At 45.6% G+C, this 13,402-nt stretch carries 13 protein-coding genes; all 13 read left to right on the top strand.

Annotated features, from left to right (window positions below; all coding sequences use genetic code 11):
• The first annotated feature begins 13 nt into the window (after positions 1 to 13).
• The 13 genes from Aso01_RS05565 (at position 14) to Aso01_RS05505 (ending at position 13,324) form a co-directional block, all read left to right on the top strand.
• Complete coding sequence (locus Aso01_RS05565) at positions 14 to 313, top strand: recombinase-like helix-turn-helix domain-containing protein (RefSeq protein ID WP_004935877.1); 300 nt, start codon at positions 14 to 16, stop codon at positions 311 to 313.
• A gap of 18 nt (positions 314 to 331) precedes the next feature.
• The gene (locus Aso01_RS05560) at positions 332 to 1,384 is read left to right on the top strand and encodes a Rieske 2Fe-2S domain-containing protein (protein ID WP_004935879.1); all 1,053 of its coding nucleotides are present in this window, start codon (positions 332 to 334) and stop codon (positions 1,382 to 1,384) included.
• 9 nt (positions 1,385 to 1,393) lie between these two features.
• Positions 1,394 to 2,158 carry an SDR family oxidoreductase gene (locus tag Aso01_RS05555; RefSeq protein WP_004935881.1) on the top strand — a complete coding sequence of 255 codons (765 nt, stop codon included), beginning with the start codon at positions 1,394 to 1,396 and terminating at the stop codon, positions 2,156 to 2,158.
• An 11-nt stretch (positions 2,159 to 2,169) separates the two neighbouring features.
• Positions 2,170 to 3,105, top strand: coding sequence for a VOC family protein (locus Aso01_RS05550; protein WP_004935883.1), 936 nt, complete (start codon positions 2,170 to 2,172; stop codon positions 3,103 to 3,105).
• A 23-nt stretch (positions 3,106 to 3,128) separates the two neighbouring features.
• The gene (locus tag Aso01_RS05545; protein WP_004935887.1) at positions 3,129 to 4,340 is read left to right on the top strand and encodes an NAD(P)/FAD-dependent oxidoreductase; all 1,212 of its coding nucleotides are present in this window, start codon (positions 3,129 to 3,131) and stop codon (positions 4,338 to 4,340) included.
• A gap of 68 nt (positions 4,341 to 4,408) precedes the next feature.
• The gene (locus Aso01_RS05540) at positions 4,409 to 5,638 is read left to right on the top strand and encodes an MFS transporter (protein WP_004935891.1); all 1,230 of its coding nucleotides are present in this window, start codon (positions 4,409 to 4,411) and stop codon (positions 5,636 to 5,638) included.
• 30 nt (positions 5,639 to 5,668) lie between these two features.
• A complete protein-coding gene (locus Aso01_RS05535) occupies positions 5,669 to 6,193 on the top strand; it encodes a cupin domain-containing protein (protein ID WP_004935895.1) in 525 nt (174 codons plus the stop codon).
• 89 nt (positions 6,194 to 6,282) lie between these two features.
• Entirely contained in the window at positions 6,283 to 7,119 is an 837-nt protein-coding gene (locus tag Aso01_RS05530; protein ID WP_039909865.1) for an alpha/beta fold hydrolase, read from the top strand.
• 3 nt (positions 7,120 to 7,122) lie between these two features.
• Positions 7,123 to 7,917, top strand: coding sequence for an SDR family oxidoreductase (locus tag Aso01_RS05525; protein WP_004935902.1), 795 nt, complete (start codon positions 7,123 to 7,125; stop codon positions 7,915 to 7,917).
• Positions 7,918 to 7,927: 10 nt separating this feature from the next.
• Positions 7,928 to 8,719 (top strand): aspartate dehydrogenase, encoded by a 792-nt coding sequence (locus Aso01_RS05520; protein WP_004935905.1) that lies wholly within the window; start codon positions 7,928 to 7,930, stop codon positions 8,717 to 8,719.
• A 12-nt stretch (positions 8,720 to 8,731) separates the two neighbouring features.
• The gene (locus Aso01_RS05515) at positions 8,732 to 10,198 is read left to right on the top strand and encodes an aldehyde dehydrogenase (RefSeq protein WP_004935908.1); all 1,467 of its coding nucleotides are present in this window, start codon (positions 8,732 to 8,734) and stop codon (positions 10,196 to 10,198) included.
• 62 nt (positions 10,199 to 10,260) lie between these two features.
• Positions 10,261 to 11,901, top strand: coding sequence for a thiamine pyrophosphate-binding protein (locus Aso01_RS05510; protein ID WP_004935910.1), 1,641 nt, complete (start codon positions 10,261 to 10,263; stop codon positions 11,899 to 11,901).
• Between the two features lie 226 nt (positions 11,902 to 12,127).
• The gene (locus tag Aso01_RS05505) at positions 12,128 to 13,324 is read left to right on the top strand and encodes a putative porin (RefSeq protein WP_004935914.1); all 1,197 of its coding nucleotides are present in this window, start codon (positions 12,128 to 12,130) and stop codon (positions 13,322 to 13,324) included.
• Positions 13,325 to 13,402 lie beyond the last annotated feature (78 nt).

The raw sequence follows: 13,402 nt of genomic DNA, 5'->3' as shown, positions 1-13,402 counted from the left end.
AAGGAAATTTGCCGTGAAACAATTTAACGAAAAACTGGCCAATTGGATTAACGCCACACCTTCACTGGAAGCTGGTATCAACAATATCCAGATTCCGGGTCAAGTAGAGCATTTGGTTTGGCAAACCCGTTATAAATCACCCACTGCATATGAACAGGATTTTGTTAAACACCTGATCCAGGCTTTTGCTTCTGGGGTTACAGAGCTAAATGATCTGGTTGCAGCGCTAAATCAGCAAGGTTTTCGTCGCGAATCTGGTGAAGTTTGGACCATGCAGAGCTTTAGCGAAGAAATGCAGCGTTTGGGTTATTGAGATCAGGGAAGAAAAGACATGAATGCAATCTATCAACAAGCTTCAAGTACAGAAGATTATCTTGAGCTGGGTTTACGTGATCAATGGTATCCCGTTCTGGCCAGTTGGGAAGTCAATGCAAATCCGGTTGGAATCACTCGTTTAGGTGAAAATATTGTGGTGTGGCGTGATCATGACGGTCAATTGCATGCACTTGAAGACCGCTGTCCGCACCGTGGCGCTCGTTTGTCGTTAGGTTGGAATCTTGGAAACCGAGTTGCCTGCTGGTATCACGGTGTAGAAGTGAATGGCAAGGGGATGGTTGAAGATGTACCTGCTGTACATGAATGTCCACTCAAAGGCGCTGAATGTGTAAAAAGCTATCCAGTGATAGAAAAGCACGATGCCATCTTTATTTGGTTTGGTCTGGATCCGAACGAACCACCAGCGGAACTAGCTTTCCCGGAGCAATTGGCCAGTGAAGAATGGAGTTCATTTTTGTGTCAGGCCGACTGGAAGGTCAATCATCAGTATGCAATTGATAACGTAATGGATCCTATGCATGGAACGTATTTGCACTGTACCTCGCATTCTATGGCAGAAGGTGAGCGTACAGCCGAGATGAAGCATCGCAATACCGAACATGGCTTTATTTTCGAAAAAGAAGGTCAAACTGGGGTGAACTTCGACTGGGTCGAATATGGCCAAACTGGAACCAGCTGGTTACGTTTATCTATCCCGTATCGCAAAGAATTTGGTCCGGGTGGAGTGTTCTGGATTGTCGGCTTTGCCACGCCTATCGATGCCAATAATACGCGCGTGTTTTTCTGGCGCTGCCGTCAGGTGTCTGGCTGGCAACGCCACGTATGGCGGTTCTTGTATCGCAATCATCTTGAAAAACTCCACTGGGATGTACTGGAGCAAGATCGCATCATTTTGGAAAATCTTGCGCCAAATGCACGTTCAAAAGAGTTTTTGTATCAACACGATGTGGGCTTATCGCGCTTACGCCGTCTGATGAAAAAAGATGCCGAAAAGCAGCTGAAAAAAATCGCGTTGCTGGATACCTCGGCGCTGGCACAAACGCCTTAAGGATTGGTTATGTCTTCTCATACATTACTGCAAGGTAAAAAAATCATTGTGACCGGAGCGGCACGTGGCTTGGGGCTTGGCTTTGCACAAGCTATCGCACAAGCGGGCGCGCAGGTTGTGATGGCAGATATTCTAGATGAACTGGTTCACCAAGAAGCCGCTGACTTGAACCAGCAGGGCCTAACGGTTTATTCAACTGCACTCGATTTGTCGCAGCCTGAATCTGTACATCAGTGTGCTGAGTTTGCCATTCAAAAAATGGGCGGGCTGGATGGTTTGGTCAATTGTGCTGCACTGGCAACCGGAGTCGGTGGTCAAGATTTAATGGAATATGATCCTGTGCTATGGGATCGGGTCATGACCATTAATGTAAAAGGCACATGGCTGATGGTGCAGGCATGCGTGCCATATTTGAAGCAATCTGGTAGCGCAAAAATCGTCAATATCGCCTCGGATACCGCATTGTGGGGGGCACCTCGATTGATGGCTTATGTGGCCAGTAAAGGGGCCATTCTTTCCATGACGCGTTCAATGGCGCGAGAGTTGGGCGAATTTGAGATTTGCGTCAACACCATTTCACCGGGCCTAACCTTGGTGGAAGCAACTGAATATGTACCGCAAGAACGTCACAATCTTTATGTCACTGGACGCGCAATCCAGCGTCAGCAGCATCCGCAAGACTTAAACGGCACTGCAATTTATTTATTGTCCGATCTGGCTTCATTTGTGACGGGACAGAATATTCCGGTCAATGGTGGCTTTGTCTTTAATTAGGAGCGTTATGCATGATCAAGGGAATCGAAATTTTAAAATTTGGTGTAGAAGACAGGGCTCAAACCACAAAGTTTCTGTGTGATTTCGGGTTGTCTCAGCATACATCTGATCTGGACAATACTGAACTCTTTCAAACACAAAACGGCAGCAAACTTTATATATTTGATCTCGCCGATTCACGTTTACCTGCTGCAATTGAAGCGGGTTCCACCTTACGTGAAGTGACATGGGGGGTAAGCGAAGACACTGACTTGAATCACTTTGCGCTGTGTTTAAAAGACGTCGACGGTTTTGAGCAAGGTGAAGGTTATGTTCAGTGCCGCGATCCAAACGGTATGACCATCGTATTTCAGCGTTCAATCACGCACGATGTACCTGAACAAAAAACAGAAGGTATCAATCAATACGGCAATATCCAGCGCATTAATGCCGCTAGTCCCGTATATGAAAAAGGTGAGCCGATTGCCATAGGTCATGTGGTGTTCTTTACACCTGATTTAGCAAAGACCGAAGATTTTTATAAAGAAAAATTGGGCTTTTACCTATCCGATGCTTATGTCAATCGTGGGGCATTTCTGCGCTGTCGTGGCGAAGGCTATCACCATGATCTGTTCTTATTGTCCGTTCCAAATAAACCTGCGGGCCTAAATCATGTGGCTTTTGTGGTACGTGATATCCATGAGGTGATTGGCGGTGGTCTACACATGAATCGTTCGCAGTGGTCCACCTTCATCGGGCCGGGGCGTCATCCAATTTCTTCGGCGTACTTCTGGTATGTGAATTCTCCATTGGGCGGTGCATTTGAGTATTACACCAACGACGATTATCTCACTGAGGCATGGCAACCACGTTTTGAAGAACATCGTCTGGAGCTTTTTACTGAGTGGGCGATTGAAGGTGGGCTTGATCATGATACGCGTCGTCAGGTGAAATCTGTATCGCATTAAAAAAGGATTAAAGGAGAGAGGACATGGAGAGAATCGTAGTGGTAGGAGCAGGGCAGGCAGCAGGTTGGGCTGTAAGCACGCTTAGACAAGAAGGCTTTACTGGCGAAATTCATGTGGTTTCAGACGAAAACCAGATTTTTTATGAGCGTCCACCACTATCAAAGCAAGTGCTGTCGAAAGAAGCTACCTACGACAGTCTAAATTTATTTTCTCCTGAACAAATTGATGCTTTCTCAATCCATCTACACAAACCTGACCGTGCTACACAAATTGATCGTGTGAGTCAGCAAGTCACTTTGGAAAGTGGCAAAGTCCTTGCCTATGACAAATTACTGATTGCCACTGGGAGCCGTGCACGAGTTCCAGCCAATACATGGAAAGATATACCAAATGTTGTGACATTACGAGATGTCCAAGATTGCGAGCGTTTAGCAAAACTACTCGATACAGCACAGTCTGTGGCCATTGTGGGTGGCGGATGGATCGGGCTTGAAATTGCGGCAACCGCACGTAAACAGGGCAAAACTGTAGATGTATTTGAATATGCTGAACGTCTATGTGCCCGTAGCGTTAGTCCAGAAGTGTCTAAGTTTTTGTATGACATTCACACCGCACAGGGCACACATATTCACTTAAACAGTAAAAACTTGCATTTGATCGAAGCCTCTAACGGAAACGTTAATGTGCTCAATCATCCTGAACCATCGCGTTGTTACGACTGCGTGGTGGTCGGAGCAGGTGCCGAAATTGCCAAAGAGTTGGGCGTTCATGCTGGCTTAGAGGTAAAAGACGGCATAGTGGTGAATCGTTTCGGACAAACTTCCGATGCAAATATTTATGCTGCCGGCGATGTCGCGATTCATCCGGTCTTGGGGTATTGCATCCAGTCTTGGGCCAATGCACAAAATCAGGCAATCGCGGCAGCAAAATCCATGATGGGTGTGGCAACGGAATATGCCGACATTCCATGGTTATGGTCCGATCAGTATCACTTCAATATTCAAATTTTGGGCACCTATCAACCCGAGTTAAATCCGAGCTTGGTGGTGCGTCAATGTAGTGATACCCAGATCAGTTATTTGTATCTGGATGCACAGCAGCGCTTGATCAACATGATTGCAGTCAACGACGCCAAGCTGGTCAAGCTGGCCAGGCGTTGGATTCAAAATGGCACCGTACTCGATCCAGCGCAACTGACAAATCCAGAATTTAATGTCATGAAGCTTAAACCTTAATAAAGCTTCACGACGTCTAGCCAGATCAATCATTTTCAGATCTTTAGCCAAATCGAAGGAACGCTTGCATGTTAAATGATGTAGATGAAAAAAAAGGATTCAAACACTGGATACCTGCATTTGTATTGATGGCCTGTGTGGTACTGGCATTCTTTGACAAGATTAGTATTGCCGTGCTGTTTTCAGATCCGCACTTTCAAGATGCCATGGGGATTGCACACGATAAAGCAAAACTGGGTTGGTTAATGACCAGCTTTTTATTGGCCTACGGATTCTCATCGATTTTCTTAAGTTTTCTCGGAGATATTTTTAATCCGAAAAAGATGCTGTTTTGGAGCGTCACTTCTTGGGGTGTGCTGATGTTTATCATGGGTTTTACCACCCATTATGGCACCATGCTGTTGTTGCGAGTTCTGCTAGGTATTGCAGAAGGTCCGTTGTTTGCTTTGGCCTATGCAATTGTCAAACAAACCTATACAGATCGTCAGCAAGCGCGTGCATCGACCATGTTTTTGCTGGGAACACCGATTGGCGCTTTTCTAGGCTTCCCAATTACCGCAGCCGTTTTGGCCAAACATGACTGGCACACCACCTTTTTTGTAATGGCTGGCTTAACCCTGATTGTCATGCTGTTGGTGTTGGTGGGGCTACGCAATCTTAATTTACGTAAGTCGATCGAACTCGAAGGGACCGGTAAACGTGTCAATTTTCAGGGACACCTCAAAAATACCAAAGTGTTACTAAAAAACGGCGCTTTTTGGTTGGTGTGTTTGTTCAATATCGCCCTCATGACCTATTTGTGGGGACTCAATAGCTGGGTGCCGTCTTACTTAATTCAAGACAAGGGATTCAATCTGAAAGAGTTCGGTTTTTATTCGAGCTTACCATTTATAGCCATGCTAATTGGTGAAATTGTCGGTGCGATATTTTCAGACAAATTGGGGAAGCGTGCTGTTCAGGTCTTTGGTGGATTACTGATAGCCGGAATTTCGCTTTACGTCATGGTGCTGATGACCAGTCCACTTCTCATTATTGCGGCCATGTCGGTCAGTTCAATGGCATGGGGTTTTGGCGTAGCAGCTATTTTTGCCCTGCTGGCGCGTGTCACGACTGCCGATGTAGGTGCAACCGCAGGGGGAATATTTAATGGTTTGGCAAATTTTGCCAGTGCGGCCGCTCCAGTTCTGATTGGCATGATTGTGATGCAAACAGGCAGTTTTAACTTGGGAATCACGTTCTTGGCCGTGGTGGCAATTGTGGGATCGTTCTTTCTCACCCCATTACTCAAACGTTACTAATTCATTTTCAATTTTAAGTAGGAGTCAGTCATGAGTACTCAACAATTTGAATCATGGAATCAACCAGAAGGAACCAGTTTAGAAGAATGGTTAACTACCCGTATCGCCCGATTCGAGACACGTGAATACGATTTCGACGCGCTCAAGTTTCAGGCCGATTATGACCCGAAATACCGCCGTGCACAGATGCGTTACATGGGGTCTGGTGCAACAGGCGTAGGGCAAGACAGCAATACCGTTCCTGCCGAAAACTTTACCTTTTCGACCATGGTCTTGCCGCCACAATGTGAAGGGCCATTGCACATTCATCATGATGTGGAAGAAGTGTTCTTTATGTTGCGTGGTGAAATTGACCTGTTTATCGAGCATAACGGTGAAAAATTTAGTACGCGTTTAAAAGAACGTGATCTGATTTCGATTCCACCAGGAATTTACCGAGGTCTGTTTAATCCGGGTCAAGACGATGCCTTGATGTGTGTGATGCTCGGTGCGGGTAAGCCGACGATTCCGAATTATCCGCCTGAGCATCCGTTGTCTCAAATTAAACGTAACTAAGTGCAGATATAGCGCGCAGCTACATCAATCTTCAAAACGGGAACTCGACGCACTCCTTGGCGTGCAAAAGTTCCCTATATCGGGAAATCATGATGACACTTGTCGAAAAATTACAGCATTTTCCAGTTCAGATGCTTGAGATTTCTGGTGCTACGCAAGCCTATCGTGAGTCTGGCTCAGGTGAACAGGTGCTGGTGCTATTACATGGCATCAGCTCAGGTTCGGGGTCTTGGGTGCAGCAATTGGAAACACTGGGTCATCATTTTCGCGTTATTGCATGGGATGCACCGGGGTATGGATTATCAGATCCTTTAAACACGGCCGAGCCCAAAGCAACAGATTATGCCGAGCGTTTAAAAGCACTTCTGGATGGTCTGAACATCGATACAGCGATTGTGGTTGGCCACTCGCTTGGTGCATTACAGGCCAGTGCATTTGCCCAGTGTTATCCCGATCGTGTGGAACAACTCATCATTGCAAATGTGGCGCAGGGTTATGAGCGTTACAGCGCCGAACAACAGGCTGATGTATATCACAAACGGCCAAAATTATTGGTCGAGCTAGGTCAAACAGGATTGGCTCAGACACGTGGGCCGCATCTCACTTTTTTAAAAACGCCAGTGATTCTAGAGTTGATTGAACAGGTCATGCAGAACCTGCACCTCGAAGGATTCACACACGCATCTTATTTATTGGCATATGACGAAATTCGAAATTACTTAAACGGTTTAAAGGTGCCTTGCACCGTGATTGCGGGTCAATGCGACAGCATTACACCTGCTGAAGCAATCAAAAAGCTGGCACAAGAAATTCAATGTCGAAACTACATCGAGATTCAAGCGGCAGGGCATTTGAGCTATGTCGATCAGGTTGAATCATTTAACCAAATTGTTTTGTCCGTCAAGCAGCATATTAACGAGAGATAATCTATGAGCTTCCAAGTTGAAGGAAAAGTAGCAGTAGTCACAGGTGGCTCTTCTGGTATCGGATTGGCTGCAGTGGAAATTTTAGTTGCAGAAGGTGCCAAAGTGGCATGGTGTGGGCGTGATCAAGTACGTTTAGACAACTCAAAACAATACATTTTAGATAAGTTTCCAAGCGCACAAATTTACACACAAAATTGTAATGTTTTAGACAAACACGATGTTCAACAGTTTGCGCAAACGGTACATCGTGAACTGGGCAATGTCGACATGCTGATCAATAATGCGGGTCAGGGGCGCGTCTCAAGTTTTGAAGATACTCAAGATGAAGACTGGATGAAAGAAATCGAGTTGAAATACTTTAGTGTACTGCATCCCGTACGCGCTTTTTTAGACGATCTTAAACGCTCGGAAATTGGTTCAATTACCAATGTGAATTCTTTACTGGCGTTACAGCCTGAACCTCACATGATCGCAACCTCATCTGCACGCGCAGCTCTGCTTAATTTAACCCATTCGTTGGCACATGAATTTAATCAGTTTAAGGTGCGGGTCAATTCAATTTTACTGGGCATGGTCGAATCGGCGCAGTGGAAGCGTCGTTATGCCAACCGTTCAGATCAAGAACAATCTTGGGAAGAGTGGACTGCCAATATTGCCAAAAAACGCGGAATTCCAATGCAGCGCTTGGGTAAACCTGAGGAGCCTGCTCGCGCACTGGTATTTCTTGCATCGCCGTTAGCGTCTTATACCACAGGTTCAACAATTGATGTTTCTGGCGGATTTAACAAGCATTTATAAGGTGAATGCAATGAAGCAATTAATGATGATTGGATTTGGTGCAATGGCTTCTGAGGTTTATGCGCACTTGCCCCATGATTTAGCGCTGAAATGGATTGTGGTTCCTGAGGGAAGTATTGACAGTGTTAAACAAAAAGTCAGTGCCGATATTCAGGTGATTTCCGATATCGATCAGTGTGAAGGCACGCCAGATTATGTGATTGAAGTGGCTGGTCAGGCAGCGGTAAAAGAACATGCCAAGAAAGTCTTGCAGCATGGTTGGACCATTGGACTCATTTCTGTGGGGACCTTGGCCGACAGCGTATTTTTTACTGATTTGCAGCAAACAGCCGAAAAAAATGGTGCGCATCTGCATTTGCTTGCAGGTGCAATTGCAGGTATCGATGGCATAGCCGCGGCCAAAGAAGGTGGGCTTGAACAGGTCACCTATAAAGGCTGCAAAAGCCCGAATAGCTGGCGAGGGAGTTATGCAGAACAACTGATTGATCTCGATCAGGTTCAGGCACCCACAGTGTTTTATCGCGGAAGCGCACGTGAGGCAGCACTCAAATTTCCGGCCAATGCGAATGTGGCCGCAACCATTGCACTGGCAGGTGTAGGAATGGACCAGACCCAAGTCGAACTCATGGTCGATCCGGCAATTCAACAAAACAAACACACCATCGTGGCACAGGGCCGATTCGGGCAAATGACCGTTGAAATGATTGGAGTGCCGCTGGCATCAAATCCAAAAACCTCAACACTGGCTGCTTTGAGTGTCATTCGTGCATGCCGTAACAGTGTTGAAGCTATTCAGATTTAAAAGGAGCTCAAAATGGTCAAGGAACTTTATATTGCAGGTGAATGGCGTTTGGGCCGAGGTAAAGTGATTCAAAGCATCTTTCCGGCAGACAATTCGGTAAATGCAGAAATCTCGACGGCAAGTCCTGAAGATATTGAAGAAGCGATTGTTAAAGCCGATCAGGCATGGCGGTCACCTGAGTGGCGTGAGCGAATGCCGCATGAGCGTGCCAAAGTGCTGTACAAGGTTGCCGAGCTGATTGAGGCACGTGCCGAAGAGTTATCGAAGCTGCAAACTCGCGATAACGGTAAACCTTTAGCCGAAACCAAAGCGCTGGTCATGAGCGCCGCTGCTACAGCCCGCTATGTTGCGGCTGCCTGCGAAACCATGAATGATGACATGACCACGCAGCGTGCCGCAGACTTTATGACTTTTAGTGTGCATGAGCCTGTTGGTGTGGTGGCTGCAATTACGCCTTGGAATTCTCCGATCGCGAGTGAAGTACAAAAACTTGCACCTGCTTTGGCAGGCGGTAATGCAGTGATTTTAAAACCCGCTGAAGCCACCTCATTAATTGCATTGGAGCTCGCCAAAATATTTGAAGAGGCGGGTTTGCCCAAAGGCTTGCTGAGTGTCTTGGTCGGCAAAGGATCTGTGGTTGGCGACGCGATCGTGAAACATCCACTGGTGCGTAAAATCTCATTTACTGGGGGAACCAGCACAGGTCGTCATTTAGCGCATATTGCAGCCGATAAACTGATCACCACATCGCTTGAATTAGGTGGCAAATCACCTACGATTGTCTTGCCAGATGCCGACATCGAACTTGCAGCCAAAGGTATTGCTTACGGTATTTTCAGCTCTGCGGGTCAAGCCTGTATTGCGGGTTCACGTTTATTTATTCATAGCAGCATTTACGATCAATTTTTAAAGCGTCTGGTCGAAATCACCAAAGGCCTTCGCGTAGGTCATCCTGAGCAGAACAATGTACATATGGGATCACTCATTAACGCAGCGCATCTGGCATCGGTAGATCGTTATGTACAACTTGCCATTCAAGAAGGCGGCGAGATTGTCACGGGTGGTCATGCACTTACCGAAGGCGATTTTGCAAAGGGCAGCTTCTATTTGCCGACTATTATCACTGGCCTAAAAAATCATGCACAGGTCTGTCAAGAAGAAATTTTCGGGCCAGTGCTGGTAGTAATGAAATACGACAATGAAGCGGATTTGCTTGAACAAGCCAACGACAGCTGCTTTGGATTGGCCGCAGGCATCTGGACGGAAAACTACCGTAAAGCATGGCGTATGGCTCGCGCACTTGAAGTAGGAACGGTTTGGATCAACACCTACAAAAAGTTTTCTATTTCAGCGCCGTTTGGTGGTTTTAAAGACAGCGGAATCGGTCGTGAAAAAGGACGCCAAGGCATTTTGTCTTATATGCAGCAAAAAAGTATTTATATGGGCCTAAATGAACAGCCAAACCCGTGGGCAGATTAAGCCAATTTTAGCCAATATATTTATTTAACAAAATTTTATACAAAATTCAGAGGAAGATGTTCATGACAGAACGTGTCAATGTTGGAGAGGCAATTGCCCGTTTACTTGAAGCACATGCGGTGAATAGTATCTATGGCGTGATTTCTATTCATAACTTACCAATTGCCGATGCGGTAGGGCGCCGTGAAAAAATCCGCTTTGTTGCGGCACGTGGTGAGGCAGGTGCAGTGACCATGGCCGATGCACATGCTCGTTTTAAAGGCTTAGGCGTTGCACTAACCAGTACAGGCGCAGGTGCTGGTAATGCCGTAGGGTCATTAATTGAAGCCATGAATGCAGGTAGTCCGGTACTCCATCTAACCGGACAGGTTGAACGAGAATATCTTGATCGTGATGCCAGCTTTATTCATGAAACCAAAGATCAATTAACTTTTTTACGTGCTTCAAGCAAAGCGGCATTTCGTATCACCAGCCCAGATCATGCCATTGGTATCATCCGTGAAGCCATTCGCGTGGCAACCACAGTGCCAATGGGGCCAGTAAGTGTGGAGTTACCCATTGATGTGCAGGCAGCTGAAATCGATTTACCTCACGATTTGTCACCTGTACAGCCACTACAGCTTCCACAGGTCGATGAAAGCCATGTCGATTATTTGGTGAGCCAGTTGCAAAGCGCGAAACGCGCCGTGTTTTGGGTCGGTGGAGGTGCACTCGATTGTGTAGACGAAATAAAAGCGATTGCAGATTTGGGGATTCCCGTGGTGTCATCAACGCATGGACGTGGCATTTTACCCGATGCCCATCCACGCAGTTTGGGGGCATTTCATAATTCGGCGCATGTAGAAGCACTTTTAAAAGCGGCTGATTTAGTCGTGGTAGTGGGTTCGCGCCTTCGCAGTAATGAAACCAAAACCTATTCGGTTGAATTTCCGGCTAATCTCATTCAAATCGATGCCAATCCAGTTGCACAGCAGCGTAACTATAAAGTTAATCGGTTTATTTGTGCAGATGCCAAAGATATTTTGACCCGTGCATTGAGTAAATTATCGAGTATTTCAAAAGTCGATCCTGACTATGATCAAGCCATTGCTGCAGCTAAAACCTCAGCAGTTGAAGCACTCCGCAAACAGCTCGACCAGTATGCTTTGATTTGCGATCACTTACGCGAGGCGCTCCCAGAAGATGGCATTTTCGTACGTGACATTACCATGTCGGGCAGCACGTGGGGCAGCCGTTTATTTCCGGTTCAAGCACCTAACCGCAATATTCACTCGCTTGCCGGTGCGATCGGGCTTGGGCTTGCACATGCGATAGGTTCGAGTATTGCCAACCCAGATAAAAAAGTCGTGGGGTTGGTCGGTGATGGTGGCCTAATGCTTGGAATTGGTGAAATTGCGACCATGGCGCAAGAAAAAACAGATCTAGTGCTGATGATCATGAATGATGGCGGTTATGGCGTGATGCGAGGCATCCAAAATAACTACTTTGGTGGGCGGCAGTACTTTAATGAACTCCATACACCAGACTATCAAAAGTTAGGTGAATCTATGGGGGTAAAAAGCTGGAAAGTTTCCAGTGCCGATGAATTTAAAGTTGCAATCAAACAAGCCATTGAGTTTAAAGGACCAGCCGTAATTGAGCTCGATATGCACGCAATTGGTCCACTCAATTTTGCAGGCCCGCCGCAGAAAAAACTTTACTAAGACATTTTTACAACCTGATAACTGATTGGTCATTTTGCTGCTCAGGCAGCAAAGTGATCTTAACTAAAAAATGATAATGGGTCATGGGGAGGGTGTTAAGGAAAGACACGTCCCCATAATAAAAGGCACAAATTTTTTTTAGTTAAAAATTAAATTAAACAATGTTTTGTATGTAAAACAAAATGTGCCTGTGCTCGACACAGCATCAGTAATAAGGATTTTGGTGATGAAAAAAAATATGATTCGCATGTTAAGTTTAGCAGTATGTTGTCTTGGGGGACACACAGCCACATGGGCAGCGGATTCTCCATTGGAGTGGAAAAGCGATGATGGTACTGCTTCATTTAAGGTGGGCGGCGTGATTCGTGTTCAGCAACGCTATGAAAGCTGGAAAGAAAGTCAAAATCGAGGTTTTGGTAAAGCAGATTTTGATGTATTTCGCCTAGATTTAAAGGGAACCTACGATAACTTTTATTTAAATTCGAGCTTTCTACTGCAAGATCAAGAATTTACATCAATCGAAAAAGCCTATATTGGCTATAAATTTAATAGCAACAATAGCGTAGAGGCAGGATTGGTCTATAAACCCTTCGCGATTTATCCGTACCCGCAAAACGGCTGGACGTATCATATTCCTTTCTTTTTAGGCTATGGCAATAATATTGCGCCGGGCCTCAACTGGAACTATACCGATAAAGACTGGGACATCAAACTCGGCTATTACCCGGAAATGCTGAAGACCAATATGCGTTACTCGCCGGAAAGTGGCACTTATGATGACTTGAAAAATACCTTTCCAAATCAGCGTGCCTATCAAAACGAAAAACGTAATCAGGTGAATGCGCGATTCGTTAAAAAGTTTGACACCTCAGTAGGCAAGCAAGAAGTAGGGCTTTCAGGCGCGGTTTCTCAACTTCATAATAAAGTGACCGATGATGATGGCAAATACTATGCATTAGGGCTACATGCCAATACCAATATGAATCGCTGGAATGTGCAAGGATCTGTGATTCACTATAAATACGATGCAAAAAATCCGGATGGCGTCAGTAATGACGTGACTTTAATGGGAACGAACGGCCTGACACCATCTTATTTTATTGCCTCTGAAGGGACTGTATCGAGCTTTAATGTGGCTTATACCTTACCCGTTCAAGATCTATGGAAACTCAAGGCAATTAAATTTTACAACGATTATAGTTATTTCGATAAAGAACGCAGTGACTGGTCTGCCTCTCAGCTCAACACCACGGGCATGATGCTGATTGCATCACCGTTTCTGGTTTGGGTGGATTATACATGGGGCAAAAATGCCAATTTTATTGGTGGATCGACCAATAGCACTGGCTATACTTCTGCAAGCTCACAAAATAGTGACAAATGGTTGTACCGGATCAACTTAAATTTCGGATTCAATTTTTAAATAGAAAATCTGATCTAAAGTTTATAGCCACAAAACCATTAAGCCCGGGTTTGTGGTTTTTTTATCGTTGAAGTTAGG

Source organism: Acinetobacter soli, assembly GCF_000760595.1.
In the GTDB taxonomy this organism is placed as follows: domain Bacteria; phylum Pseudomonadota; class Gammaproteobacteria; order Pseudomonadales; family Moraxellaceae; genus Acinetobacter; species Acinetobacter soli.
Note: the sequence above shows the minus strand (reverse complement) of the source record. Positions and strands in the feature narration are given on the sequence as shown.

Coding starts and splice junctions, on each gene's coding strand:
- Aso01_RS05540 (WP_004935891.1), top strand. CDS start 4,409: ATGTTAAATGATGTAGATGAAAAAAAAGGATTCAAACACTGGATACCT.
- Aso01_RS05555 (WP_004935881.1), top strand. CDS start 1,394: ATGTCTTCTCATACATTACTGCAAGGTAAAAAAATCATTGTGACCGGA.
- Aso01_RS05545 (WP_004935887.1), top strand. CDS start 3,129: ATGGAGAGAATCGTAGTGGTAGGAGCAGGGCAGGCAGCAGGTTGGGCT.
- Aso01_RS05530 (WP_039909865.1), top strand. CDS start 6,283: ATGATGACACTTGTCGAAAAATTACAGCATTTTCCAGTTCAGATGCTT.
- Aso01_RS05560 (WP_004935879.1), top strand. CDS start 332: ATGAATGCAATCTATCAACAAGCTTCAAGTACAGAAGATTATCTTGAG.
- Aso01_RS05525 (WP_004935902.1), top strand. CDS start 7,123: ATGAGCTTCCAAGTTGAAGGAAAAGTAGCAGTAGTCACAGGTGGCTCT.
- Aso01_RS05520 (WP_004935905.1), top strand. CDS start 7,928: ATGAAGCAATTAATGATGATTGGATTTGGTGCAATGGCTTCTGAGGTT.
- Aso01_RS05505 (WP_004935914.1), top strand. CDS start 12,128: ATGAAAAAAAATATGATTCGCATGTTAAGTTTAGCAGTATGTTGTCTT.
- Aso01_RS05515 (WP_004935908.1), top strand. CDS start 8,732: ATGGTCAAGGAACTTTATATTGCAGGTGAATGGCGTTTGGGCCGAGGT.
- Aso01_RS05550 (WP_004935883.1), top strand. CDS start 2,170: ATGATCAAGGGAATCGAAATTTTAAAATTTGGTGTAGAAGACAGGGCT.
- Aso01_RS05535 (WP_004935895.1), top strand. CDS start 5,669: ATGAGTACTCAACAATTTGAATCATGGAATCAACCAGAAGGAACCAGT.
- Aso01_RS05510 (WP_004935910.1), top strand. CDS start 10,261: ATGACAGAACGTGTCAATGTTGGAGAGGCAATTGCCCGTTTACTTGAA.